Raw genomic sequence first — 25,195 nt, forward strand, 5'->3', positions numbered from 1 at the left:
TGCGCGGCGTGGCTGGGTCCCGCAGCGGCCTCCAGGTCAGTGGGCGTGGTGGTACCGGTGGACGACCGCGTGGCCCCGGCCGCGCGAGATCATCCACCGGTTCACCGGCGTGGTCAGCACGAACGCCACCACAAGCGACCCGGCCAGCGAGGCCCAGAACAGCGCGCTTGTCAGCCCGGCGTCAAGCGCGCCCGGCACGGTGAGCATGACCGCATTGTCCAGCAACTCCATGATCGCGATCGACACGGTGTCCGCCGCGAGCGCCACGCCCAGCGCCGCGCGAAGGCCGACCCCGGCCCGCAGCACACCGCGCATGGTCAGCGCGTAGCCGAACACGAACGCCAGCGCGACCGACAGCACGATCGTCGCGGCGTTGTGCAGCCCCGCCGCCGTCCCGATCACCATGCCCAGCACTTCACCGATCGCGCAGCCGGTCAGGCAGTGCAGCGTCGCGGACGCCGCCGTTCCCCAGGACGTGGTCGCGTGCTCCTTGTGCTCCATGCCGTCAAGGTACCCCCGGGGGGTATTGGTGGCAAGAAAGCACAGTCGTGAATTGCCTCTTTCCGCTCTGTGGGTGGTCGCGGGCCGCGCGCTCCACATCTGTTGCCCAGTCGCGTCCGGCTGCCTGGGGACCCAGGATCGAATGGGCTGGGGCGTGGTGAGTGGTTTCGGCTGGTCGTTGTGGTTGCGAATGGCGAGAGCAGCACTGCCGTCGTCTTGGCGGCTGCGGGGCGAGGCGGCTGCGGCTTAGGTGGGCGCAAGGACTGGCACCGAGGCCGCGAGTTCCGCGGGTGTGCGGGTTGGTCGCGGCACTCCGGCAGGTCTCGGGGTCGGGATGAACGCGGAGTCGCACCGGATCCACATATGTCGGGACACAGCCCGCGCTCGAGACCCGCGTCATGTGGAGGTCCGCGGTCAGTGTCCAGGTTCGAGCGCTGCGCGCCCGACATTTCGTTATATCAGTGCCTCCCTGTGCGTTCATCCTGGCGCCGAAGGGTCAGTAAGGCCCGCGTCAAGATCCTTGCGACTCTGGTGGCCCTTATCGGAGCGGGATAAGGGCCACCAGAGCCGCAAGGATCTTGCATCCCGTCAGGTGGACGCGAGATCCCGCACAACGAGCCAAACTCGGTGCGGAGCGCCCGAGCTGCCGTGGCCCTGGCGCGGCGACACGTGAGAGCCAAGATCGAATGGCACTTCGGCAGCTCCCGGCTTCGGTGCTGGTCCTTGCGGCTGCCTAGGCTGAGGTTGATCGGCTTTCCCGCTGCCCCGGTGTCTCGGTGCTAAGCACCTGTCCAAGGGTTCTGCTCGTAACCAACGGCACCGAAGCGAGGAGGGTCGGCGCTTGCGCTGGTCGGCGGTCTGGGGGCCTTCCGGAGTTAGCGACAGGACCTCTGACCAGGTGCCTAGCCCTTGCGACCGCCCAGGCCGAGGTCAACCGCTCCTCCCGCCGTCCCTCGGCTTTGGTGCCGACCCTTGCGACCGCCCAGGCCGAGGTCAACCGCCCCTCCCGGCCTCGCCCGCTCTCTCGGTGCCAGCCCTTGCAGCCGCCCAGGCCGCAGCCGTACTGACCAGCCGCCGCTCAGACGATGACCGTTCTGCCCCGCGTGCCGCGAGACCGCCGACCAGCCGGAACGACCCGCCACGCTCCTGGCCTCGATGCCAAGCCCGTCGATCGTCAGGCTCCGGACCGCCGCACGCGAACGGGCAGCAGAGTCGCTCCCGCGGGCACCGGTTCCGTAGTGGAACTAGGAAGAGCCATCCCGGCGGTGCGGACCCCATCGTCCCGTTCGCCGGGCGAGGGCAGGCCGGCGACCAGGGGTAGCGCGGCTCGGCGGGGCCACGAGCGGGGTCGGTCGAGCGGGCAGGTAGGTCAGGCGTTTCGGGCGTGTGGCGTTACGCCCGGTTCGTACCCCCTGAATGTTCCGATAGGTGGAAATCCCTGCCGGAGCGGAAGTGGTGTGGATGAACGACAGGCCGCCGCAGGACGGTGCCGGACGGCGCTTCAACCCGCCGCCCGGCTGGCCGGTGCCACCACCGGGATGGACGCCGCCGCCGGGCTGGCGGCCCGAGCCCGGCTGGCCGCCCGCGCCTCCCGGCTGGGAGTTCTTGGTGAGCGAGACGCCCACCCGTCGGCAACGACGGCTGACCGCGCTGCAGAAGGGCTTCATCGTGGTGACCACGATGGTGACCACAGTCGCCGCGGTCATTGCCGTGGCGATCCAGATCCTCGACCGGCCCCAGGACACGTTCGCGGAGTGGCAGCGGAAGGCCGGCGCGCAGTGCGAGCAGGGACTCGGCACCCTCTCCGTGCCGCTGTTCGGCGTGCTGTCGACCTTGACCGAGGTCAATGCTGCGATGCCGGGCCCGGGGGTGTCGGATCAGGGGATGCAGCGCGCGATCGTGGAGCTCGAACAGGCCGGGACCGCGCTGCTTGCGGTGGTCGGTCACGTGCGGGAGATCGAACTGCCGCGGCGTCTTCCCCCGGAGCGGGAACGGCAGATCACCGGGTTCCTCGAATCAGGCACCGCGGTCTCGGCGGTCTTCCGCAGCGTGGCGCGGGTGCTGTCGAACTATCAGCTCGGCCAGGTGACGGCCGGGGAGTTGGCGGCGTTGGGCACAGCTATCGAGTCGATGGACGACCTCTTCGCGCAGTGGTCCGCGTCGGCTGACACGCTCGGCGTGCCGACCTGCGCGGGACTCGACGTGCCCGGCCCGGCGCGCTCCGGCGGCGCCACACCGTCCGTGCAAGCCACTCCGTCGGTGCAGGCCACTCCGTCCGTGGAGGCCGAGGTGACGCCGTCCGGATCGGCGGCGCCGGACAGCCGGGCACGGCGGCAGCTCGAGGCGGCGCTGGATCCGGCGCTGCTCAGCGGCTGTGTCGGCCGGCCGGACTCGGAGAACGGCGGCGTGATCGCGGCACTGAACTGCGTGAGCGCCGATCCGGGCCTGATCCGACGCCCGCTTGTGCTCGCGTTCGCCACCGACGCGGATCTGACCAGCTGGTTCGACTCCGAGGTGGAGGCGAAAGCGTTCGTCCCGTGCATGGAGGGGGCCGACCGCGGTCTGTGGATCGACGGAGACGGCGAGGAACTAGGCAGGTCGCGGTGCGCGGTCCCGGAGGCGGGCGTCTTCCGGATGACCTGGAGCTTCAACGGCGCCCGGATCGTGATGGTCGCGGAGGCGGCCGACCAGGAGACGGGGATCGCGTGGTGGCGCCGGAACGCCCGGGCGGTCGTACCGTGAAGTCCGGACGTGTGGGGGCCTGACGTTCCTGGACGCGTGAGATCTGGACTGACTTTCCGCGGTCAGGGCGACTGCGCGTAATAGAATCCTATATTACGAAATTTCGGGCGCGGAGTGCCCGACTCCCACCCAGACCGCGAAACCTCAGGACGCTCAGACGCGTAAGGCCGTGACGCCCCCGGACGCGTGAGACCGGGACGCGCGTCCGGAGACGCAAGGCCCAGGCGGCGTGATCGGCGACCGGGTCCGAACAGTGTTGAGGTCCCCGGCCGGGAGCCGGGGACCTCAACTGACTGACGTGTCAGAGACGGGCCTGGCCGGCCGCCTCGGCCTCGTCCACGGCCACCTCGTGACGCTGGGTAGCGCGCTCCTGCGCCGCGCCGTCCCGGTCCGCCGCGGCCTGGCGCTTGCCGGCCGCCGCTGCCGCCGCCGCGGAGTCGCCGACCACGCCGCCGCGGATCCGGTTGTTCGCCGCGACCTGGGCGGCCGGGGTGTTCCGCTGGACGGTAAGCGAGCCGTTGATGATGTTGTCGTCGAGCGTCACGCCGCCTGTGGTGTTGGTGATGCTGACGTTGGTGCCGAAGTAACCGCCGGACGCGCAGCTGTCCAGCGGGCCGTTCGGGCCGACCTGGACGCCGCCGACGTTGCCCGCGAACGTGGCCCGGCCGGCGACCGCGCTGCCGCAGACGACGCTGCCGGTGGCGCTGTTGAGCACCGAGAGTGAGCCGTCGACGAACGAGTCGCGCAGGTCGGTGTAGTAGGTGCCTGTGGTGTTCAGCGAGCCGGTCACGGTGGTGCCCTTGTCCAGGCTCACCACACCGGCGTTCGCGTTGATCGCGCCGGTCACGGTCGCGCCGTCGGCGAACAGGAACGTGTCGATGGTCGACGAGCCCTTCGGCTTCACAGTGATCGCGCCGCTGTCCGACTCCTTCAGGTAGACGCCGTAGCCGCCGGCCGCGACCACCACGTCGCCGCGCACGGTGCTGTTCCGGGCGTCCAGGTAGCCGTCCGAGGCCACGTCGACCTGGCCGTCGACCCGGCCGCCGTCGACGACGAGGTTCGCACCGGCGGCCACTGCCACGTTGCCGGTGATGATCGTGCCGGTGAGCGCGCAGGACTCGCCCGGCGGGACGTAGAGGTCGTTCGGCACGGTGACCGCGCCGCCGGTGCCGATGCAGTAGGTGGTCAGGGCCGCGCTCGCGCTCGGCGCGGCGCCCAGGACGGCGGCGGCCACGGTCGCAGAGGTGACAAGAGCCATGGTGACGGTACGTTTCATCGTCAGTCTCCCGTGATCAGTCATGAACCGATTGAGGACCGTGCGGCGGCGCGCACGATCGTTCCGGCCTGGCGGGTGGTCAGGGTGCCGGCCGCGACGAGCCCGCTGGTCACGGTCTCGACGTGGCGGACGAACGCGGCGTGGTTCGGGTACGAGGCCCGCTCCGCGATCCGGTCGTTGATCGTGCAGCCGGCGCCGGTGTCCCGGTTCGCGACGCCGGTGTCGTCACCGCCGATGATCACGGTGTCGCGCAGGTCGGAGTCGGCGCAGTCGTCAGTGCCGTCGCCGACCACCGTGAACTGTACGGAGCCGGTTTCGGACAGGTTCCCGGCGTTGTCAGTCGCCCGGAACCGTACGGTGTGCGCGCCGGGCGTGGAGACGCGGAAGGACGCGGCGTACGGCACGAACTCGCCGCCGTCGATCGCGTACTCGACCCGGGCCACGCCGGAGTCCGCGTCGATGGCGGTGATGCTGACGGTGACCACTGCGGTGCCGTCGCCGGTGACGGAGCCGGTCACTGTCGGTGCGGTGGTGTCCGGCTCGGGCGGTGCCGCGACCGTGAAGTGCGACATCTGCTCCGCGGAGAGGTTCCCGGCGTTGTCGGTCGCCCGGTAGTGAAGCATGTGCATGCCGGCCGTGGAGACCACCACCGGCGCGGTGTAGACGTTCCACGCGCCGCCGTCGAGCTGGTACTCGATCGTCGCCACGCCGGAGTCGTCGTCGGTCGCGCTGATCGTGGCGGTTACCGGGCCGGCGTAGGTGCCGTCGGGGTTCTGCGCGCCGGTCAGCGCGATGGTCGCGACCGGCGCGGTGACGTCCTGCTCCGGGTCCGGCGCCACGACCGTGAACTGCACGGAGTCGACGCTTGAGAGGTTGCCGGCGTTGTCGGTGGCGCGGAACTGGACCGAGTGGTCGCCGGGCGTGCCTACCGCGACCGGCGCGGTGTAGGCGACCCAGCTGGTGTCGTCGATCTGGTACTCGACGGTGTCGACGCCCGAGCCCGCATCGGCGGCGGTGACGGTCACCGTGGCCGTACCCACGAAGGCTCCTGATGGGTTCTGGGTTCCCGAAACCGCACCTGTGACAGTGGGCGGCGTGGTGTCCGGGGTGCTGGGGCCGTCGGTGACTGTGAACTCGCCGACCATTGTGCTGTGACCCGGAATTGTACAGAAATAACGGTATTTGCCGGGGGTGAGCGTCACGGTCGTGGTGTGCAGGCCGTTTGTCGCGTCGAACGGGTTGGCCAGGATGTTCACCGCGACGTCGTGGTTGTAGCCGGGCGTGTCGGTGTCGAACGTCAGCGTGTGCGGCATGCCGACGGTGTTGCCGGTGGCCGCGCTGTTCTCCCACACGATCGTCGTCTCGCCGGCCACCGCGCTGGTCGGCGCGGACTTGTACCGGGTGATGTCGCTGTCGGCGGTCCAGGTGAGCGTCTGTGCGGCGGCGTAGGCGGGGACGGCGAGGCTGGGGGCCAGCACGAGCAGCAGGCCGGCCAGCGCCACCCCGGCACGCCTGAGCATCTTTGGTACGGACATGGCACCTTCCTGGGTGGAGCGCGGGGCCGGCCGGAGCCGGCCCCGCTGGAACGGAAGAGCTAGAGCGACCGCACCCGGACGTTGCGGAACTCGACCACATCGGCGTCGCCGTGGTTCTGCAGGCCGATGTGACCCTTGAGGAACTGCCGCAGGTCGGTCGGCGGATCGCCGGCCCGCGAGGACTGCTGTCCCGGGGTGTTGTCGAACTCGTTGATCACCACGCCGTTGCGGATGATCGTGTAGTGCTGGCCGACGACCTTGACCTCGTAGTCGTTCCAGACGTTCTTCGGCGTGACACCGGCGTTGGCCAGGGGCTGCGGGTCGAAGTTGTAGATCGACCCGGTCTTCTGGGGCTCGCCTGTCGTACCGTCGTAGATCTGGATCTCGTGGCCGCAGAAGATCGCCACCCAGGCCGGCGAGGACACCGCCGATCCGGTCCTCCCGCACTCCGGCCGCTGCTCGACCGGGGTACGCGGGTCCGGGAAGCGGGCGAACACGCCGGTGTTGGCGCGCGTGTCACCGGTGGCCAGGTCCCGGAACTGCAGGCGGAGCGAGAAGTCGGCCAGCTCCTTGGTGTGCCAGAGCATGCCCAGGCCGCCCGAGGAGCGCAGGTTGCCGTCCGGCTGGAGGGTGAACTGCCCCGAGGGTGCCATCTCCCAGCCGCGAAGCGACTCCGGCGTGCCGTCGAACAGCGGCTCGTACCCGGTGACGCCTGTCATCCCGATCGGTGACGCCGCCGCCGCACGGGTCAGCACGCCCGCCTCCCGGCTGGTGATCGTTCCGGCCTTGACCAGCCGGTTCGCCACCGCGGTGACGTCCCGGACGAAGGAGTCGTGGTCGGCCCAGACACCCTCGTCGTCGATCAGGTCGTTGATCGTGCAGGCGCCGCCGGTCGTCTTGTTCGGCACACCCGTGTTGGTGTCACCGATGAAGACGGTGCCGCGGGTGTCAGGCGCCGCGCAGGCCGCGGTCACTGTGGACTGCACGGTCACGGTCTCGCCGTCGGCGTACGTCACCGTGTGCTTGACGACGTAGGAGCCGGCCGTGGCGTAGACGTGGCGCGGGTTGACCTCGGAGGAGCTGGTGCCGTCGCCGAAGTCCCACAGGTGGCTGACACCGCCGGAGGAGGAGCCGTTGAACGCGTACGTCAGCGCCTTGTTCTGCACCGCGACGGACGCGGCCTTGGGCGCCGGGGTGGCCGGCCCACCGGTGTACGACACCTTGATCAGCTTCTGCACGTTGCTGAGGCTGAAGAAGCCGGTGCCGTAGTCGAGCATGTAGAGCGCGCCGTCCTTGCCGAACTTGGCGTCCATCCACGAGTACAGCTGGTTGTCGGCCCCGCCGGTCGGCAGGATCGCCCGGAGCGTTTCCGCGAACGGCGGCGGCGACTGGGTGGGCACGCCCGCCGGGTCGACCGTCACCGCGACGCGGTTCGCGCCGTTCGACTGGTCACCGAGCAGCCACTTGTCGTCCCAGTACTTCGGCCACGCCACGCCGCTCGCCGTGTCGACCTTGTCGTAGTGGTAGGTCGGCCCGGACATCACGGCCTGGCCGCCGCCGCGCAGGTACGGCTGGGTATAGGTGGCCTCCGCCGCCTTGTACGACGGGATGCCGTCCGCCCGCAGCGGGAACACCGGGCCGCCACCGTCCGGCGCGTACCAGATCATGTTGTCCCGGGCGTCCGGGATGTCCACGATGCCGGTGTTACGCGGCGACTCGTTCTTCAGGTTGTTGCAGTCGTACCAGCCGGTCAGCTGGGTCGCGTCAGTGCTGCTGCGGTCGCGGTACGGCTGCCGGTTGCCCATGCAGTACGGCCAGCCCTGGTTGCCCGCGGAGGTGAGGATGGTGGCCGTCTCGTACTTGGCCGGCCCCAGCTCCGGGTTCGGCGCGGAGGCGTCCGGCCCGACCCAGCCCGCGGTCAGCCACTGCCGTTCCTCGTCGATCTGCAGGCGCGAGATGTTCCGCACGCCCATCACGTAGATCTCCGGGCGGGTCTTCTCGGTGCCCGGCGGGAACAGGTTGCCCTGCGGGATCGAGTAGGTGCCGTCCGCCTCCGGGTGGATGCGGATGATCTTCCCGGCCAGGTCGTTCGAGTTGCCCGAGGTACGGCGCGCGTCCTGGAACGAGATGCCCGCGTACTCCTTGGTCCAGTTGTTGCCGGAGTAGCCGGACGAACCCTCGGACGAGTTGTTGTCGCCGGAGCCGACGTACAGGTTGCCCTGCGCGTCGAACGCCATACCGCCGCCGGCGTGGCAGCAGCTGTGGATCTGCACCGGGAACTTCAGCAGATCTTTGCGACTTGCCAGATCAAGGGCGCCGCTCTGGTACGTGAAGCGGCTGATCGTGCGCTCGCCGACTCGCTTCTCGCGGTCGATCGAGGCGTGCGGCATCCAGTAGACGTAGACCCAGCCGTTCGTGGCGAAGTTCGGGTCGGTCACGATGCCGAGCAGGCCCTCCTCGTTCTTGACGAGCTCGTCGCCGCTGCCCCGGTTGCCCATCACCGGCAGCGTGGCCAGGAGCTTCACCGCCTTGGTCTTCGGGTCGTACGTGTGGATCGTGCCGCAGCCGAGGCCCACGTTCGGGTTCGTCCACTCCACGATCGGGCCGGACGGGCAGGCCGCCTTGCCGACGTAGAAGATGAGGCCGTTCGGCGCCACTGTCAGCCCGTGCGGCTCACCGATCTGGTCCAGCTGCCCGGTCTGGTTCTGCGGGGTGAGCCGCTCGATCTTGTAGTTGCTCGCGATCGTCGCCTGGCAGTCACCCCGCACCCGGCCGGACGTCCAGTTCAGCGCGCCGGTCAGGTGCTTACGGAACGCGTCCTCGCCGTACCCGCCGTCGGTGTGGCCCATCCCGGTGTAGAAGGACCGGCCGCCGTCGTAGTCCCGGCACCAGGAGACCGGGTGGAACGCGCCGTTCGCGTTCGCGCCAGGGGTGTAGTGCCGCTCCTCGACCTGCGCGACCGTGTGCACGGTGCCCAGCGGGTTCGGCTCCCAGTTGTACCAGCGGTCCGAGCGCTTCACTGTCAGCGGCAGGTCCCGGGTGGCCGGGTGGTTCCGGTCCAGGATGTCGACAACGGACTCGGCCACGGCCGGCGACGGCGGGAACGTGCTCACGCTGCCGAAGAGCTTCCAGTCGGCGAGCTGGATGAGCGGCTCACCGCTGTTCGCAGTGATGTTCAACCGCCAGAACCTGTACGACGCGGGCGCCGCCAGCTGGTAGCGCTTCACCTGGAACCGGCCGGGGAAGTCCTCGACCGTCCGGCTGTCGACGTCGGTCCACGCGCTGCCGTCCGCGGAGCCCTGCAGCGTCCAGTCCCTCGGGTCGCGGCCCTCGAAGTCGTTCGCCGAGGTAAGCGAGTACGCCGAGATGGTCCGCGCCGCGGCCAGCTCGTACCTGGCCCAGCCGGTCGTGGCCCGGACCAGCCACTTCGTGTTCGGATCGCCGTCCGCGAGCTTGACCGCAGTCTCACTCGGCGGATTCTCCCCGCTCGCGGTGACCGCGGCGACCGCCTCCGCGCCCGCGCCGGCCGGGCGGGTGCCGATCAGGCCGGTGAACCAGGACGAGTCGATCTGCGCCTTGGCCGCGTCACCGACGCCGAGGAAACCGTTGCCGGCCTTCACGTAGGCCTGCAACGCGGACTCCTGCCCCGCGTTGAGCGTGGCGCCGGTGGCCGACAGGTACACGACCGCGCGGTACTTCGCCAGCTCGGTGGTGGTGAAGACGGCCGGGTCGCTGCTCTCGGTGACCGCCAGGCCGGCCTGCCCGCCGAGATCCTTGATTGTCTGCGTGGCCTTCGCGACCGGGTCCTCCTGCTGGGCCGCGGGGCCGTGGAAGACGAGCACCTGATCCTGGGGCGCCGCCGCGGCAACCTCAGCTGCCTGCGCGACCTGTGGAACCGGCCCGAGCAGCAGCGTTGCCGCCGCCGCAACGGCCAAGCCCTGTCTTACCTTCCGTTTCATCCGGTGTGCCCTCCATGTCCACTCTGGCTATCGGTGGTGGATGCCGCCTTGTGGCTGTGTCCCTTGAAACGGTCGATGGCCTCCTGCGCGCCGGCCGGCATGCTGCCGTCCGCGTTGCGCACCAGGAAGATGCCGGACATGCCCGCATCCGAATGGCTCTGCACGTGGCAGTGGTACATCCAGGCGCCCGCGCCACCGCCGTCCCCGGCCAGCACCTGGAAGCCGAACGAGCTGCCCGGCCCGAGATCCTTGTTGTCGATCGATGCGCTCGAGTCCGTGGGCCCCTCGAGGTAGCCGGTCCGGTTGTCCGCCCAGCGGTGCGCGTGCAGGTGGAACGTGTGGTAGAGATTGCCGTGCCCGATCGCGATCCACTCGACGCGCTGACCCAGGTTCGCCTCGAAGAGCGGCGTGTTCGGCGCGATCAGATTGTTGATCGTGGCGTCGTGCAGCACCGCGGTGAACTGCTTGTCCGGCAGGATGTCGCCGCGCCGCCGCACGATAAGCGCGCCGTAGAGTCCGCGCAGCACGCCCGCGGTACCGTGATCGGTGCCCATCGCGTGGTCGTGGTAATGCCAGTAGCCCGCGCTGCCCGGCATGAACCGGCGCCCGGCCGCGGCCGTCATCTCGTGCGAGCGCCAGGTGTAGGTGCGCGTCTCGCCCGGGTTGTTGAACGAGCCGTTGAACGGCGCACCGTCCGAGTCGGTGCTGTAGTCGACGCCGTGCGGGTGGATCGACAGCCGCTGGTCAGTCGTGTTGACCAGGGTGATCTCCAGCGTGTCGCCCTCGTACATCTCCAGGATCGGGCCGGGGATGGTGGCGGTGCCGCGCTCGAACCCGTAGCCGTACCGGTTGTTGCCGAGCGCCTCCGCGTACATGGTGATCCGCCGGACCGCGCCCGCCGCGCGCGCGGGCTGACCGTTCGAGGTGACCGCGGCCGTGAGCGCGGGCACGGCCAACCCCAGCGCCCCGACGCCGACCAGGGAGCGACGCGAGAAGCCCCACTTCCGCCCAGGTTTGTCAACGTTGTCCATGCGTCTCCGTTCAGGTCGGGACGGCAGCAGCACACTTCGGAAGCCGACTGCGGAGCGTCACCGCAACACCGGCACATCGAATCCCATGACTTTTGTCGGACAGCGACAAACGTAGGCACAGCATCGACAAAAGTAAAGGTCCCTTATGGAAAAGTGCCTGAGGGGTACGGTGATATCGGCGCAGCTCAAGAGCATTTATCGACGGTACGTCGTGGGGGCCTCGGGGGGCGTGGGAGCGCTACCGGGGGTTGTTACCAGGCTTTAACCCGCATGATCGACCGTAATCGACCCGCAATGTGCTCACTCTGGGTGAGCGATTAGGCATTCCGGCTCCCGATGCCGCCGAACAGCGCGTGCGGCCCCTTTCGTCGTCGTAGGCGCCGGACGCCGGGTCCACCGGACCGGCTCCATCAGGAGGCCGGTGATGACGGGCACGGGTCGGTGTCGGCGCGACGCATCGCGTGGGGGAGGGCGCCTCTCAAAGCGGAACCGCGGACCCTGAAAGGCTTGAGAACCATGGGCCGGAGCCGATCACCGTTCCCGCTCCCGCGGTGGTCCGGCCCGCATGCTGCCGACTCTGTTGCCGATTCGCGTGCGGCGGTCTGGGGCCTCACGATCGAAGGGCTGGCATCGAGCCGAGAGTCTGGCGGGTGGTTCCGGCTGGTCGGCGGTCTCGCGGCACGCGGGGGTGGCACGGTCATCGTCTGAGCGGCGGCTGGTCTGGGTGGCTGCGGTCTGGACGGTCGCAAGGGCTGGCACCGAGGGAGCGGGCGTGGCCGGGTGAGCCGGTTGAGCTCGCTTTGGGTGGTCGCAAGGGCTTGCACCGAGGGAGCGGGCGTGGCCGGGTGAGCCGGTCAAGCTCGCCTTGGGTGGTCGCAAGGGCCGGCGCCGAGACAGCGGGCGCGGCCGGGTAAGCCGGTTGAGCTCGCCCTGGGCGGTCGCAAGAGCTGGCACCAGGACAGCGGGCGCGGCCGGGCAAGCCGGTCGAGCTCGCCCTGGGCGGTCGCAAGAGCTGACACCAGGACAGCAGACGTGGCCGGGCAAGCCGGTCGAGCTCGCCTTGGGCGGTCGCAAGGACCAGCACCGAGACAGCGGACGCGACCGGATAAGCCGGTCGAGCCCGCCTTCGGTAGTCGCAAGGACCAGCACCGAAGCCGAGAGTTGCCGAAGGGTCAGTCGATCTTGGCTCTCGCGTGCCGCCGCGCCAGAGACAACGGCAGCTCGGGCACTCCGCGCCGAGATGGGTTCGCTGTTCGGGATCTGCGTCCACTTGGCGGGATGCAAGATCCTTGCGGCTCTGGTGGCCCTTATCGCGCTCGGATAAGGGCCACCAGAACCGCAAGGATCTTGACGTGGGCCTTCCTGACCCTTCGGCGTCAGGACGAAACGCAGCGGGAGGTGCCCAGATGATGAAATGTCGGGCGCGTAGCGCTCGAACCTGGACACTGACCGCGGATCTCCAGATGAGGCGGGTCGTGAGCGTCGCCTGCGTCCTGACATATGCGGAATCCCGTAATGGCTCCGTCTTCATGCCCGACCTGAGACCTGCCGGAGTGCCGCGACCAGCCCGCACACCTGCGAAACTCTCGGCCTCGGTGCCGGCCCTTGCGACCGCGCAGGCCACAGCCGCTTCGACCCGCGGCCGCCTCGGCCCCCAGCCGCCTCGAACCAAAGCCGTCACGAACCAAAGCCGTCACGAACCAAAGCCGTCACGAACCAAAGCCGTCACGACCCAGAGCCGCCCCGGCCCGCAGTCGCCGAGACGACGGCAGTGCTGCTCTCGACCTCCGCGACCATAACGACCAGCCGAAACCACTCACCACGCCCCAGCCCATTCGGTCGTCGGTCCCGGACGGCCGGACGCGAATGGGCAACAGCGTCGCTTCCGCGGGCAAACGTGCGTGTCGGGCTCCGCTGGCGCTCCGCAGCCGGTCCCGCCGTGCGCGGGCAGACCCGGCGGTGCGCGATCCCATCAGGATGGGCGTGCGGAGACGAAGTCACGGTAGGGCCCGGTCGCCCTGATCATCGTCGCGCTTCTCATCTGCGGCGCGAACGTGGTCAACCTGTTCGTCCACCTGGAGACGGTGCTGACCGGCACACGGACCGACGCCACAGTGGTGAGCGTGCGCGGCGCCCGGGGCTACGAGCTCTTTTACACCTAGAAAGGCGAGCACCTCGACGCGCCGACCGACTGGCTCGCCGGCAGCCCCTACGCGGCGAGACCGTCAGCGTCTATGTGAACCACCGCGATCCCGGCACAGTCATGGGCGGGGGGACCGTGGGAATGCGCCTCGACCTTTCTGCTCCGGACCTGTTCCTGGTCGCCTTCCTGGTCGGCATGGCCTGGGTGTTCTACCGACTCTGGCGACGCCGCAACCCGAACCCGAGAAAGAAGTCGAAGCGACACCCTGTCCCCGCCGTCAGCCTGAACGGAGCACAGCGTCGCGCCCGCCGGCCATCCCGCTGATCGAGCACACACTCCAGGCGGGCATGCGGTGTCGACGGTCTCCACCAGATCGTCAAGCCACTCGCGGACCGTTGGAGAGCCGGTCGGGTCGGTATGCCGGTGTCACCGCTGGCATGAGCCCTCAGGAAGTTGTATGAAGATCGGCCGCTCGCCAGGATCGGTGGCTAACTCGTAAGCGCTTGTCACCTCCCGCGCCGCCTGGCCACGCCGCGGCAACAGCCCTATGTCGATCCAGTAGGGCCGTCCCATCGTCACCCTCCGCCGCCTGCCCGGATGCCTGCCTGAGGCTCGGCCGTGGCGATGGTGACCACGTTCCTTAGCGAGACCGAATTCCCTCCGTAGCCGTAGCCGTAGCCGTAGCCGCAGCCGGACCTCCGCACATTCCACAGCACCGTCGTCCCAGAGCACCGGGCCGCGCATTTTGGACTATCCATCCGCACGTTAAGTCACGCCGATGGAGGTGTTGAGGCCGACGTCAAAGCTTGGGAGAGTCGTACCGGTGAGCCTGGTGTGTCGGGTCATTGTGTCTCGCGGTGCGGTCAGCGTCGCGACATCGACGAGTGCCGCCGCGGCTACCACCGTGTAGTCGCCCCATATGCCGAACGCCTTCGACGGCGTGGCGAAGGCCAGCAGTACATCGGCTGCGTGGTGCCGCAAGCAGAAGGTTTCCGGCACGGCGACCAGCCCCTCACCTGTCGTGCCAGGGTGGCGGCCACCATGACGCATCTGACAGGTCCTCGGGCCTGGCGCCTTTTCGGCCGCGAGCAGCAGTTCGGGCGCGGCCGGCCGGGTTCTTCGACAGCGCCCGCCGGAATTCGCCCACTCTGGCGGGCCCTGCCTTCTCTGCGGCGTTCCTGAGAATCCCCACCGCGCGTCTGGTAGCTGGAAATCCACACAGGCTTTCTGAAAGTCTGCAGGCGCGCCTCCTGGTGACGGCGACACCCCGAGCAGATGGAGCCGAGCATGGACACGCCGGACAGCACCGCCCGCCAAGGCGCCCTGCGGACGTTCCTCCGACGCGTCGTGTTCGGCGCGGCCCTGATCGTCGCCACGTTGATCGCCGTATTCGTCGGCCAGGCAGTGCTCAGCGCCGCGGGATTGACCTCCGACCCGCACGGCTACGACATCATCTTCGGAATCCTGTTCGCGACAGTCCTGACGCCCGTCGCGCTCGTGCTGTGGCTCGTATACCGATCACTGCGATGACACGGCACCCCCGTCACGACAACCCGCGGGCCCGAACGCGGACCCCGGCACGCACCTCGGCCGGATCCGGCAGGTCAGTCGGCCGGGGTATTAGGGGTCGAGCTGCCGTGAGCCCTCCGGCAGGCATACGCAGAGCGGCCCCTCGCAGGGGCGGGGCTTTGACGTGCTGGCGGCGATTGCGGCGGTGGACCGAAGCGGGCGGCTGCGACCGGCTGCGGATCCTCCCGGCGGAGCTGAACGCGGCGGGCCGCATCGACTGGTCACGGCGGTCATGGACGGCGGGCACGTCGATGCGAGAAAGGGGTTCCGCTACGGGTCCATCGCCGGCCAACCGCGGCAAGCATCATCTGATCACCGACAGCGAAGGCACCCCACTTAAGGCGTTCGCGACCGGCGGCAACGTGCCGACACCAGCATGGCCGTCACACTGCCTGGGCTTCGTGCCCCCGATCGCCGGCCGAGTGTGCCGGCCACGGTGCAGGTTCCCAGCTCTTTGGCAGGCAAAGGCTACGGCTGCAAGGGATTCAGGGCCGAGTGCCACCGTCGCGGCACCGAACCGACCATCCCGCGGCGCGGCCGCAAGCACATCAAAGGCCTCGGCAGGCTGCGCTACGTCGTCGAACAAGGCATCGCCCTGCTCCACCAGTTCCGCCGGCCTGGCCATCCGCCGGGAACGCCACCTCCGCGAAGTCTTCGTCAGCCTCGGCTGCGCCCACATCTACTGGTGCCGCTTGATCACAAAGCCAAGACGAAGATCGTGTTAAAAGCTCAAAGAGCCAGAAAATGATCTCCCGGGTACGACGCCGCAGTACGCGCTCGCGCGCAGTATCGGAGACCGAGCCGTTCATACCTCCAGTCTCGCGGCTGGGTCGAGTGCATGGGTTCGGACTCCGAGTTGGCGGCCGGACTCGACTGAACGCGCCTTCTCGGAGTGGATCCATGCACTCAATTGCGGGCTCCCCGCTCGGCAGCCGTGGCATTGCAGAGATAAGCCCGAGATGGTACGGCGGTGCGCGGTTACGATCACTTACCAAGGTCTGATATTTGCTCCGCTTTGCCAACGCGTGCCGAACATGCCATTTTGACGAATGGCAAAACGTGGCGATTTTTGCCGCTACTTCATTGAGGTCAAATCGGATTTTTGTGTCAGACGCCGTGTCCCGCATGACGGTGCCTTCATGTGGTGCGGTTTCGTGCTTCTGAACGGCGGTTTCTTCGGTGGTTGCCGTCCGGTGCGAGAAGGGCGCGCGGCTGTCGAGGGATGCGGCCGGCAATCCGGCGTGATGATGCCTGGACTGGTCGGGCTTGTTGTCGGCTGCCGTGGGTGAGGTGGTTTCGGGAGGACAGTGCGTGTCGGTATGGCCCGCCTCGACCTGGACCGTGCGCTGGTCAGCGGCGGGATCTGCGCGGTGGTCCGGTCGGCGGCTCGCGGGCGTGGTCGCAGCGTGGTCCCGGTCGGGACGTAATCCGTCCACCACTGCCGCCGCTTCGGCATAGGAACAGCCGCGCACCCGGCGCAGTCGATCGATATGACCGTGGCGCTTTCCCCACTCGCGGTCCCGCTGGTGCGTTCGCCGGAATTCATCGCGTGCGGGTGAGTAATGTCGGGACGCGGTGCGGTCCCGCATCTCGGCCAGGGTCGCCCCGGTGAATAACTGTAACTGGCCCACAAGAGAAGCATTTCACGCAACGACGCCCACCGCCGCCCCGAAACGGCACATGATCTCCGCCGCACCTTGCATTATTCGCGATTCCAGGCTATCTGCCCTAAGTGAAATATCGCTGGCGATCACACGCCCAAGGCGTTCCCATGAAGCAATATCCACATCCGCTCAAGTGGTCGGCGATGAGAATTGAGCGTCGGTAATAAGGCGATCGCCTCGACCTGCGATGCGGGTCAGCCGGTGGTCCTGCGCCACGGTCCCGGCCCGCCCGGAGGACCGCTACGGTGGCTCGCCGAAGTGAGCTTCTACGACTCCGGCGACAACTGGAGCTGCTTGCTTCGGGATCGCTGCGGGCGAAGGTATGGAAGAGACTTCAGGGGGTCTCGGATCGCGGTCTGCGCTGATGTCCTATCACGATTGCCTCAGCGAGTGGATTACGGATCGCCAGTCGCGCGCCGGGTTGACGGCGGCATCAGCGGCCGGTTGCGGGTCGTCGAGCAGGGCGCCGAGCCGGTCGGCGGGTATGCGCGGGCAGCGGGCCATCGCCGTGCGGATGGGGGTCGGTGGTCAGATGGCCGATCACCATGGGGTCCGCCTCGGGATCGCGGGCGACCAACGGTCGCACGTGCGGATCGGGGTGATCGGCGGAACGAGGCAGGCCAACGCGGGGAAACTGCGGCAATGCGAGCAGCTCGATCCGGTTCCGGTCATCGAGGTAGCAGCTCAGCAGTAGTTCGCTGGAAGCGCCAGAGTGGTCCAGGGCCAGGTTGGCACGTACTCCCGCATCTGGAGCGGTGGTAAGAATGGCGACCATCTGAACGGACAGGCCGGGGTGCTGTGCCGCTCGGTGGGTGGTCCGCACATGCCCGCCGCAAAGCCCGATCCGTGTCCAGGCCAGCGTCGTCGGCGAGGATCTCCCGTGGGAAGGTGCGCTTGGGTGGTGACTGCCATGCGGACGGCGCGGTCGGGGTCCGCAGCCGAAGCGGTGACCTGCTCGGAAGTGAGCCCGCAACCGGTGGCGACCTCGGTACAGACAGCCGGGCCGGATCCGCGGACATGACGGTGAGGCTCCATGAGCCGCTCGCGTCGGACTCGGCGCTCCTGCGGTGGCTGCCTGCTGGTAGAAGGTGCGGAGATCGGCGACGTTGGTCCAGGTGTATTCGAAGTCGGTGTCGTCGCGGGCGCCTGCGTAGTCCGGGTCATTGATCGCGTCGAATCGGTGGCGTAGTGAACACCCAGCACGTCGAGATCTTAGGAGCCGGCGCGCCGACCTCCCACGAACGCTGCCTTCCTGCACGCCGTGTCGCCGGCCTCGAAAACGATGACACCGGGTCTCAGGCATCAACGACGAGCTGGTCGCCGTAATCGGCCGCGTCGTCCGTACCCCCGCCGGGTCTAGGGTGTCGCCGTGAGCACGCAGCCGGTTCGTGACGCCTACTCGTCACTGTCGCAGCAGTACATCGACCTGTTCGACGGTGACTGGCAGACCTTCGAGGATGAGACGGCTCTCGTCCGGGATCATCTCGTCGGTGTGGACGGCAGGGTGCTCGACCTCGGTTGCGGGCCGGGGCATTGGACCGCCTACCTGCATGCGCACGGCGCCGACGTGACGGGCGTCGATCTGGTGCCGGAGTTCGTCGCGTATGCCCGGGAGTCGTTTCCGGGGCCTGAGTTCCGGCTCGGCTCGATGACCGAGCTGGGCCTCCCGGACCGTTCGGTGGCCGGCATCCTCTCCTGGTACTCGACGATTCACCTGCCGCCGGAGGAGCTGGACGAGGTGCTTGCCGAGTTCCAACGGATGCTCACCCCGGCGGGGCGTCTGGTGATCGGCTTCTTCGACAGCGACGACACGGTGGCCGCCTTCGACCACGCGGTGCACACGGCGTACCGCTGGCCGGTTGACGAATTTTCCGCACGCCTGGTGGGGGCGGGCTTCATCGAGCTCCGCCGCCTGCGACAGCGGTTCCCCGACCGCCCGGACCGCAGGTATGCGGCGATCGCCGCGGGCGTCAGTTAGCCCGGCTGTCACGCGGACCGGCGCCGCGGATGCGGTCCAGCTCGGCCAGGTACATCTCCTGCAGCCGGTCATGGTGCCGGATGAGCAGCGTGATCTCCTCGGTGCTGTAGCCCTCGACGAGTCGTCCCGCCCGTTCGGCGAAACGCTGGTAGGGCCGGTCCAGCTCGGTGGCCCGCTCCGGCCTGAGCGTCACGATGACCCGCCGCCGGTCGCCCGGGTCGCGGTCGGCGGTGACCCAGCCCGCCTGCTGGAGACGGCGGAGCATGCTTGTCACGGCCCCGGTGGTGAGGTTGGTGCGGGCGGCGATCTGCCCGGCGGTCGCGGACCCGGCATCCGCAAGGAAGTCGAGGCACTCCAGGTCGCTGACGGTGAGGCCCAGGCGCTCCGCGATGGCGTACCGGAAGACCATGGACAGCCGGGAGGTTTCCCGCCCGGCGCTCATGAGGCCGGCACTCGCGGACGCTCGGGCCGGCTCGTCGGACATGCCGCAATCATGCCTCCGGTACGGTCACCCGGTGCAGCCGAGGTAGCACGCGGGTAAGCACCCAGTGTGGTGCGGCGGCGCCACCGGTGAGGCGGCGCATCAGCGCGGCGGCGGTGTCGACGGCGCGGAAGGCGTAGGGGACCATCTCGTCCTGGTAGCCGGCGATCGCCTCCTCCACCGGCGTGCCGTTCAACCGGGCGTCGACCAGCCGGTGGCCGAGCAGGGCGGCGTCGCGGAGCGCGGTGTTGCCGCCGTGGGCGCCGAACGGGGGCATCACGTGCACGGCGTCCCCCATCATCGTCGCGCGGGGCTCCGCCCACCGTTGCGGGCGGCGGCCGGTGGCGAAGAGGTTGAGCACTGTGGAGTCCAGCTCGGCGGTGTCGACAAGCCGCCGGACGAGCGGGTGGAAGTCGGCGCTCAGGCCGGCTGCCAGGTCCCGCAGCGCCAGGAGGTTCCCGTGGACGCCGGTGGGCACCTCCTCCTGCCGCAGCAGCAGTCCCCACATGACGTAGTCGTCGCCGGTGGGCGCGTAGCTGCCGGGGGCCAGGCGTGCGAACGCGTCCCGCGGGCTCTCGCCGAACCGCATCGAGGTGAAGAAGAAGGCGCGACCCGGCCGGTCGGCAAGGGCAAGCACTCCGCTGGTACGCAGCGCGTCCGGGATGACGCTCGCGTCGCCCTGCCGCAGGGGTGACCGGCCGTAGACGCCCGCCATCGGGGTGTTCACCGGGCCCGCGTCCGGCATGAGGTGTGCGCGTAGTGCCGAGCCGACGCCGTCCGCGCCGACGATGACCGTCGCCGGGGCGGTCCCGCCGTCGGAGAACCGCAGACGCAGTCCGGCGGGGCCGTCGCTGTCCACCGCGACGGCGGTCCTGCCGTAGTGGACGCGCCCGTCCAGCCCGGACAGCAGGATCGACCGCAGGGTCAGCCTGTCGACCTGGCGGGTGGCGTGCGGCTCGTCCTTGAAGGTGATGGTGAACGCGTCCCGCAGCCGGCTGTCGGTGAAGCGCAGGTGCCCGCCGGGCTCGTCGCCGGTGGCCAGCGCCAGCCGGTAGAGCGGCCGGGGCAGGCTCTCGCGCAGCGCCGCCAGCCCGTACCGGTCGAGGATGATCCGGTAGCCCTGCCGCCTGACGAACGGACCCGGGTCGCGTTCGTAGACCTGCACGTCGATGCCGGCGCGCAGCAGGTACTGGGCGAGGCAGAGTCCGGAGAGGCCGGCGCCGGAGATCGCCACCGAGAAGTCGGTCGATATGCCCATGCAGTTATCTTAATGACTAAGATGATTCGGGCAAGGCCACCCGCATGCCAGGGTTCGCCGGACTCAGATGCGGCCGACGCCACCGAACAGGTAGACCTCCGGCTCGCCGGCCTCCGGGTCGGGCCGCCAGCGCGAGCACGTCACGACGCCCGGCTCCAGCAGGTCCAGCCCGTCGAAGAAACGCGCGATCTCCACCCTGGTCCGGGCCCGGATCGGGGTGCCGCCGCGCTCGGTGGTCTCCCGCATCACGCGAAGCATCGGCTCGCCGTGGATCTCCGCGGTGGAGTGGGTGAGGACCAGGTGGCTGCCGGTCGGCATGGCCTGCACCAGCTGTGCGACGGCGCCGTACGCCACCTCGTCGTCCATCAGGTGGTTGACCACGCCGAGCAGCATGAGCCCGATCGGCCGGGAGAAGTCGAGCGTCCGCCGTGCGGCCTCGAGGATCGTCGCCGGGTCGCGCAGGTCGGCTTCGACGTAGTCGCAGGTGCCCTCCGGCGTGCTGGTCAGCAGCGCACGCGCGTGTGCCATGACGAGCGGGTCATTGTCGATGTAGAGCACCCGGCAGTGCGGGTCGAGGGACTGCGCGACCTCGTGGGTGTTGTCCGCCGACGGGAGCCCGGTGCCGATGTCGAGGAACTGGCGGATGCCGGCGTCCTCGACGAGGAACCTGACCACGCGCTTGAGGAACGTGCGCTCGGCCTTGGCGCCGATCGGGATGTCCGGGATGTGGGCGATCACCTCGTCGCCGGCGGCGCGGTCGACGTCGAAGTTGTCCTTGCCGCCGAGCCAGTAGTTCCAGATCCGCGCGGAGTGCGGAACCGAGCTGTCCAATGTGGACTCCCAGGGGAGGTCCCTATCTGCGGTCATGAAGGCATTCTTCCGCACCGGAGGGGTGGTGACGCAACGGTTCGCACCACAGCGAAAGCGGGAAAACGGCGATCATCGGTTGTTGAGGCGGGATGCCTGGCGGGTGAGGTGGTCGCGTTCGGTGAGGCTGGAGGCCTTGAGCGCGGCCTCGGCGTAGAGGCGGGCGGCGGTCGCGATATCGCCGTCACGCTCGTGGAGGTGGGCGGCGACCGCGGTGCGGCGGGGCAGAGACTCGTCGAGCAGGGCGAGCGCGGCCAGCCCGGCGCGAGGGCCGTCCGCCTCGCCGATCGCCACCGCGCGGTTGAGGCGGACGATCGGGCTGTCCGTCAGGCGGATCAGCTCGTCGTACCACTCGACGATCTGGACCCAGTCGGTCTCGGCCGCGGTACGGGCGTCCGCATGCAGCGCGGCGATGGCGGCCTGGGCCTGGAACTCGCCGAGCCGGTCGCGGGAGAGCGCGCCCTGCAGGATCGCGACGCCCTCGGTGATCGCGGCGGTGTCCCAGCGGGTGCGGTCCTGGGCGGCCAGCGGCACCAGGCCACCGTCCGGCGTGGTCCGGGACGTACGGCGGGCGTGGTGGAGCAGCATCAGCGCGAGCAGGCCGGCGACCTCCGGGTGGTCGATCGCGGCGGCGAGCTGGCGGGTGAGCCGGATGGCCTCGGCGGCGAGGTCCACGTCGCCGGAGTAGCCCTCGTTGAAGACCAGATACAGCACGCGAAGTACCGTCGCGACGTCGCCGGGGCGGTCGAAGCGGACCCCGGTGACCGTGCGTTTGGCACGGCTGATCCGCTGCGCCATGGTCGCCTCCGGCACCAGGTAGGCAGCGGCGATCTGACGCGTGGTGAGGCCGCCGACCGCACGGAGCGTGAGCGCGACCGCTGACGACGGCGTCAGCGACGGGTGGGCGCAGAGGAAGTAGAGCCGGAGCGTGTCGTCGACGCCGGTGACCGGGTTCTCCGCAGCCGGCTCGACCAGCTCCTCACGCCTGCGGCGGGCGGTGTCGGCCCGGGTCGCGTCCAGGAAGCGGTGCCAGGCCGTGGTGACCAGCCAGCCCTTGGGGTCGCGCGGCGGGTCGGAGGGCCAGCGCCGGACGGCCTCGACAAGCGCGTCCTGGACGGCGTCCTCGGCCGCCGCGAAGTCTGCTCCGCGGCGGACGAGGACGCCGATGACGCCCGGCGTGAGGCTCCTCAGCAGGAACTCGTTCACTCGGAGACGGTGGGCGGCTCGGTCAGGAACGGCCGCAGCTCGAGCCACTCGTGGATCGGGCGTCCGCCGGCGCCGGGGGCGGCGGACAGTTCACCGGCGAGCGCGAGCGCACGTTCCCGGCTGTCCACGTCGATGATCATCCAGCCGGCGATCAGGTCCTTGGTCTCGGCGAACGGGCCGTCGGTGACCGGCGGGCGTCCCTCGCCGCCGTAGCTGACCCAGGTGCCCTCGGGGGAGAGCGCCTGGCTGCTGACGAACTCGCCGGTCTCCTCGAGCCGGGCCGCGAAGTCGTTCATGTACGCGATGTGGGCGGTGATCTCCTCCTGGGTCCACTTGTCCATCGACACGTTGTTCACCGGGGCCGGTGCGCCGCGGTAGTGCTTGAGCAGCAGGTACTTCGCCATTGTGGTTCCTCCTCGGTGCCGGTGCGACCCATTGTCGTCACGCTGCACCCCGGGGACGGAGCACGACACGACTTCTCGACATCCGGCCACTACCGTGTTCGAGCAAGTACCTTGACTGTCACAGTACTCGGACATACATTGGTGTCGGAGGTGACGGATGAGCACGAGCAAGGTCACGTCCGATCTGCTGCGCGGCAACACCGACACGATGATTCTGCGGCTGCTGACGGAGTCGGACCGTTACGGCTACGAGATCGTCAAAATGATCGCCGAGCGATCGCAGGGTGAGTACGAGCTCAAGGAAGCCACGATGTATTCAAGCGTCCGGCGACTTGAAGCGGACGGCGACATCACCTGGTACTGGGGCGATGAATCGCAGGGCGGCCGGCGCAAGTACTTCCGGATCACGGACAAGGGCAGAGCGACCTACGCCCGCAACAAGAGCAATTGGGAGTACGCGAAGCGCGTGCTCGACACTCTGCTGTGAGGGGACACACCGGTGAGTGACAGGCTCGATGACTATGTGGACGGGGTCTTCAAACCCTACGAGGGTGCGAAGAGCATTACCGAGCTGAAGGCGGATCTCCTCGCGGACCTGCACGAGCGGTACCGCGATCTCAAGGCCGAGGGAAAGGACGACGCGACCGCGTTCGACCTGACCGTCGACAGCATCGGCGACATCGAGCAGACCGTGCAGGAGGTCTCCAACCTCTCCCACTCGCTGCAACGCAAGCTGGTGACCAGGTTCAGCGCCAGCGACCTGCGCAACGGCGACTTCTCCGGCACGTCCGTGCCGAACGGGACGTTCAGCGCGAGCGACCTGCGGAACAGCAATTTCGCAGGTGCGTCGGCGCCGGGCGGGAAATTTACCTCAAGCGATCTGAGTGGCTCCACCTTCACCCGCGCCGATCTGACCGGCGCGTCGTTCCGGACCAGCGACGCCTCCGACACGACCTTCGACGAGGCGAATCTGACCGATGCGACAATGACGGTCATGGAGCTGGCCCGGTCCAGCTTCCGCGGCGCGATCCTGGTGCGCACCGACTTCAGCAAGTCCGGGCTGGCGGATACGCGATTCGCCGAGATCGCGCTTACCGACGTGAAGATGCGTACCACAGATCTGCGCAAGACGGTCTTCGAGAACTGCGCCTTCACCGGCGTGGACTTCTCCTACTCCGACCTGCGTGGGCTGAATTTCGCCGGCGCCGCGTTCACCTCGGTGCGATTCGACCGGGCCGCGCTTAACGGCCTGTCATTCCGGGGTGCGATCCTGCGCGACGTCTCGTTCCATTCCTGGAGCCGGAAATACCGCACCGCCATGCGCACTGTCGACTTCGGCGGCGCGCGGATGGACAAGCTCACCTACGCCGGGCTCAAGGGCCAGGGCGCGGACCTGCCCACAGTGATCGTCGAGTAGGGGACACCCACATGATCCAGGTAGCGGGACTGCGCAAGGCGTACCAGAAGCAGGATGTTCTCAAAGGTGTTGACTTCACAGTGGCCGGCGGGAGCGTCTTCGCACTGCTCGGGTCGAACGGCGCCGGCAAGACCACGATCATCCGGATCCTCAGCACACTCCTCAAGCCGGACGCGGGCACGGTAAGCGTCGGCGGCTTCGACGTGACATCCCAGCCGGCGAAGGTACGCGAGTCGATCAGCCTGACCGGCCAGTTCGCCGCCGTCGACGACATCCTCACCGGCCGGGAAAACCTGGTCATGCTCGGCCGGCTGCGGCGGGTGCCCGACCCGCGCCGGGTCGCGACACGACTGTGATGCTCGGCCGCTCCATGCGGCACATCACCCGCAGCCTCGACACCATCATCACTGTCACCCTCACGCCGATCATGTTCATGCTGCTGTTCCGCTACGTCTTCGGCGGCGCCATCCAGACCGGCACCGGCAACTACGTCAACTACCTGATGCCCGGCATCCTGCTCATCGCGATCGCCAGCGGCATCACCTACACGTCGTACCGGCTCTTCAACGACCTGCAGAGCGGCATCTTCGAACGCTTCCACTCCATGCCGATCGCCCGGTCAAGCGTCCTCTGGGGCCACGTGCTGACCTCACTGGTCTCCAACGCGCTCTCCGCCCTGATCATCGTCCTCGCCGGCCTCGCCATCGGCTTCCGCACCTCGGCCGGCCCGCTCGCCTGGCTCGCCGTCATCGGCATCCTGGCGCTCTTCACGCTCGCCCTGACCTGGGTCGCCGTCATCGCCGGCCTGCTCGCCAACTCGACCGACGGCGCCACCGCGTTCGCGTACCCCCTGATCTTCCTGCCCTTCATCAGCTCCGCCTTCGTCCCCACCGCCACCATGCCCGGCCCGGTTCGCGCCTTCGCCGACCACCAGCCGGTCACCGCGATCGTCGACGCCCTCCGCGCCCTCCTGGACCGCCAGCCGGTCGGCACCGGGATCTGGACCGCGCTGGCCTGGTGCGCAGCCGTCCTGCTCATCGCCTACGTGGGCGCGATGGCCGCGTACCGCCGAAAGATCTCTTAAAAGCGTCACATGCTGTTCCCGCTTCCGCGGTGGTGCGGCCCGCATGCTCCCGCGGGCCAACCTCCGGTGGGCGGAAGACT

At 68.9% G+C, this 25,195-nt stretch carries 18 protein-coding genes and 1 pseudogene; 8 read left to right on the forward strand and 11 right to left on the reverse strand.

What is annotated here, in order from left to right:
- Positions 1-36: 36 nt before the first annotated feature.
- The gene (locus tag ACIA8K_RS25095) at positions 37-501 is read right to left on the reverse strand and encodes a DUF4396 domain-containing protein (RefSeq protein ID WP_396063258.1); all 465 of its coding nucleotides are present in this window, start codon (positions 499-501) and stop codon (positions 37-39) included.
- 1,461 nt (positions 502-1,962) lie between these two features.
- Here ACIA8K_RS25095 and ACIA8K_RS25100 point away from each other — a divergent pair.
- The gene (locus ACIA8K_RS25100; RefSeq protein WP_396063260.1) at positions 1,963-3,243 is read left to right on the forward strand and encodes a hypothetical protein; all 1,281 of its coding nucleotides are present in this window, start codon (positions 1,963-1,965) and stop codon (positions 3,241-3,243) included.
- A gap of 301 nt (positions 3,244-3,544) precedes the next feature.
- Here the strand turns inward: ACIA8K_RS25100 and ACIA8K_RS25105 are convergent, their stop codons facing one another.
- From ACIA8K_RS25105 to ACIA8K_RS25125, 5 genes are all read right to left on the reverse strand, one after another.
- The gene (locus ACIA8K_RS25105) at positions 3,545-4,519 is read right to left on the reverse strand and encodes a hypothetical protein (protein ID WP_396063262.1); all 975 of its coding nucleotides are present in this window, start codon (positions 4,517-4,519) and stop codon (positions 3,545-3,547) included.
- Between the two features lie 20 nt (positions 4,520-4,539).
- Positions 4,540-6,054 (reverse strand): OmpL47-type beta-barrel domain-containing protein, encoded by a 1,515-nt coding sequence (locus tag ACIA8K_RS25110; RefSeq protein ID WP_396063264.1) that lies wholly within the window; start codon positions 6,052-6,054, stop codon positions 4,540-4,542.
- Positions 6,055-6,113: 59 nt separating this feature from the next.
- On the reverse strand, positions 6,114-10,013 hold the full coding sequence (locus tag ACIA8K_RS25115) for a ThuA domain-containing protein (RefSeq protein ID WP_396063266.1): 3,900 nt from the start codon (positions 10,011-10,013) through the stop codon (positions 6,114-6,116).
- On the reverse strand, positions 10,010-11,044 hold the full coding sequence (locus tag ACIA8K_RS25120; protein WP_396063268.1) for a multicopper oxidase domain-containing protein: 1,035 nt from the start codon (positions 11,042-11,044) through the stop codon (positions 10,010-10,012). The genes ACIA8K_RS25115 and ACIA8K_RS25120 overlap by 4 nt, the downstream gene beginning before the upstream one ends.
- Before the next feature lie 2,908 nt (positions 11,045-13,952).
- On the reverse strand, positions 13,953-14,237 hold the full coding sequence (locus ACIA8K_RS25125) for a hypothetical protein (RefSeq protein ID WP_396063270.1): 285 nt from the start codon (positions 14,235-14,237) through the stop codon (positions 13,953-13,955).
- Positions 14,238-14,474: 237 nt separating this feature from the next.
- On the opposite strand from ACIA8K_RS25125, the gene ACIA8K_RS25130 reads away from it, so the two are divergent.
- From ACIA8K_RS25130 to ACIA8K_RS25140, 3 genes are all read left to right on the forward strand, one after another.
- Complete coding sequence (locus ACIA8K_RS25130; RefSeq protein WP_396063272.1) at positions 14,475-14,717, forward strand: hypothetical protein; 243 nt, start codon at positions 14,475-14,477, stop codon at positions 14,715-14,717.
- A gap of 415 nt (positions 14,718-15,132) precedes the next feature.
- Positions 15,133-15,504: a hypothetical protein gene (locus tag ACIA8K_RS25135; protein WP_396063274.1), complete on the forward strand. Its 372-nt coding sequence runs from the start codon at positions 15,133-15,135 to the stop codon at positions 15,502-15,504.
- Between the two features lie 2,285 nt (positions 15,505-17,789).
- Positions 17,790-18,398 (forward strand): class I SAM-dependent methyltransferase, encoded by a 609-nt coding sequence (locus tag ACIA8K_RS25140; RefSeq protein WP_396063276.1) that lies wholly within the window; start codon positions 17,790-17,792, stop codon positions 18,396-18,398.
- On the opposite strand, the gene ACIA8K_RS25145 is transcribed toward ACIA8K_RS25140, so the two are convergent.
- From ACIA8K_RS25145 to ACIA8K_RS25165, 5 genes are all read right to left on the reverse strand, one after another.
- Positions 18,391-18,882 carry a MarR family transcriptional regulator gene (locus ACIA8K_RS25145; RefSeq protein WP_396063278.1) on the reverse strand — a complete coding sequence of 164 codons (492 nt, stop codon included), beginning with the start codon at positions 18,880-18,882 and terminating at the stop codon, positions 18,391-18,393. The genes ACIA8K_RS25140 and ACIA8K_RS25145 overlap by 8 nt on opposite strands.
- 7 nt (positions 18,883-18,889) lie before the next feature.
- Complete coding sequence (locus tag ACIA8K_RS25150; protein ID WP_396063280.1) at positions 18,890-20,137, reverse strand: FAD-dependent oxidoreductase; 1,248 nt, start codon at positions 20,135-20,137, stop codon at positions 18,890-18,892.
- A 63-nt stretch (positions 20,138-20,200) separates the two neighbouring features.
- A complete protein-coding gene (locus tag ACIA8K_RS25155) occupies positions 20,201-21,004 on the reverse strand; it encodes an SAM-dependent methyltransferase (protein WP_396063282.1) in 804 nt (267 codons plus the stop codon).
- A gap of 72 nt (positions 21,005-21,076) precedes the next feature.
- Positions 21,077-22,210, reverse strand: a complete 1,134-nt coding sequence (locus ACIA8K_RS25160) for an RNA polymerase sigma factor (protein ID WP_396063284.1) — start codon at positions 22,208-22,210, stop codon at positions 21,077-21,079.
- Positions 22,207-22,614, reverse strand: a complete 408-nt coding sequence (locus ACIA8K_RS25165) for a YciI family protein (protein ID WP_396063286.1) — start codon at positions 22,612-22,614, stop codon at positions 22,207-22,209. The genes ACIA8K_RS25160 and ACIA8K_RS25165 overlap by 4 nt, the downstream gene beginning before the upstream one ends.
- Before the next feature lie 157 nt (positions 22,615-22,771).
- Between ACIA8K_RS25165 and ACIA8K_RS25170 the strand changes: the two genes are divergently transcribed.
- The 4 genes and pseudogenes from ACIA8K_RS25170 (at position 22,772) to ACIA8K_RS25185 (ending at position 25,115) form a co-directional block, all read left to right on the forward strand.
- Entirely contained in the window at positions 22,772-23,101 is a 330-nt protein-coding gene (locus ACIA8K_RS25170) for a PadR family transcriptional regulator (RefSeq protein WP_396063288.1), read from the forward strand.
- A 12-nt stretch (positions 23,102-23,113) separates the two neighbouring features.
- A complete protein-coding gene (locus ACIA8K_RS25175; RefSeq protein ID WP_396063290.1) occupies positions 23,114-24,031 on the forward strand; it encodes a pentapeptide repeat-containing protein in 918 nt (305 codons plus the stop codon).
- Between the two features lie 11 nt (positions 24,032-24,042).
- A pseudogene (locus ACIA8K_RS25180) lies at positions 24,043-24,384 on the forward strand (ATP-binding cassette domain-containing protein); the annotation flags it as partial.
- 17 nt (positions 24,385-24,401) lie between these two features.
- Complete coding sequence (locus tag ACIA8K_RS25185) at positions 24,402-25,115, forward strand: ABC transporter permease (RefSeq protein ID WP_396063292.1); 714 nt, start codon at positions 24,402-24,404, stop codon at positions 25,113-25,115.
- Positions 25,116-25,195: the final 80 nt, after the last annotated feature.

The organism is Catenuloplanes sp. NPDC051500 (genome assembly GCF_044454585.1).
Classification (GTDB): Bacteria; Actinomycetota; Actinomycetes; order Mycobacteriales; family Micromonosporaceae; genus Catenuloplanes.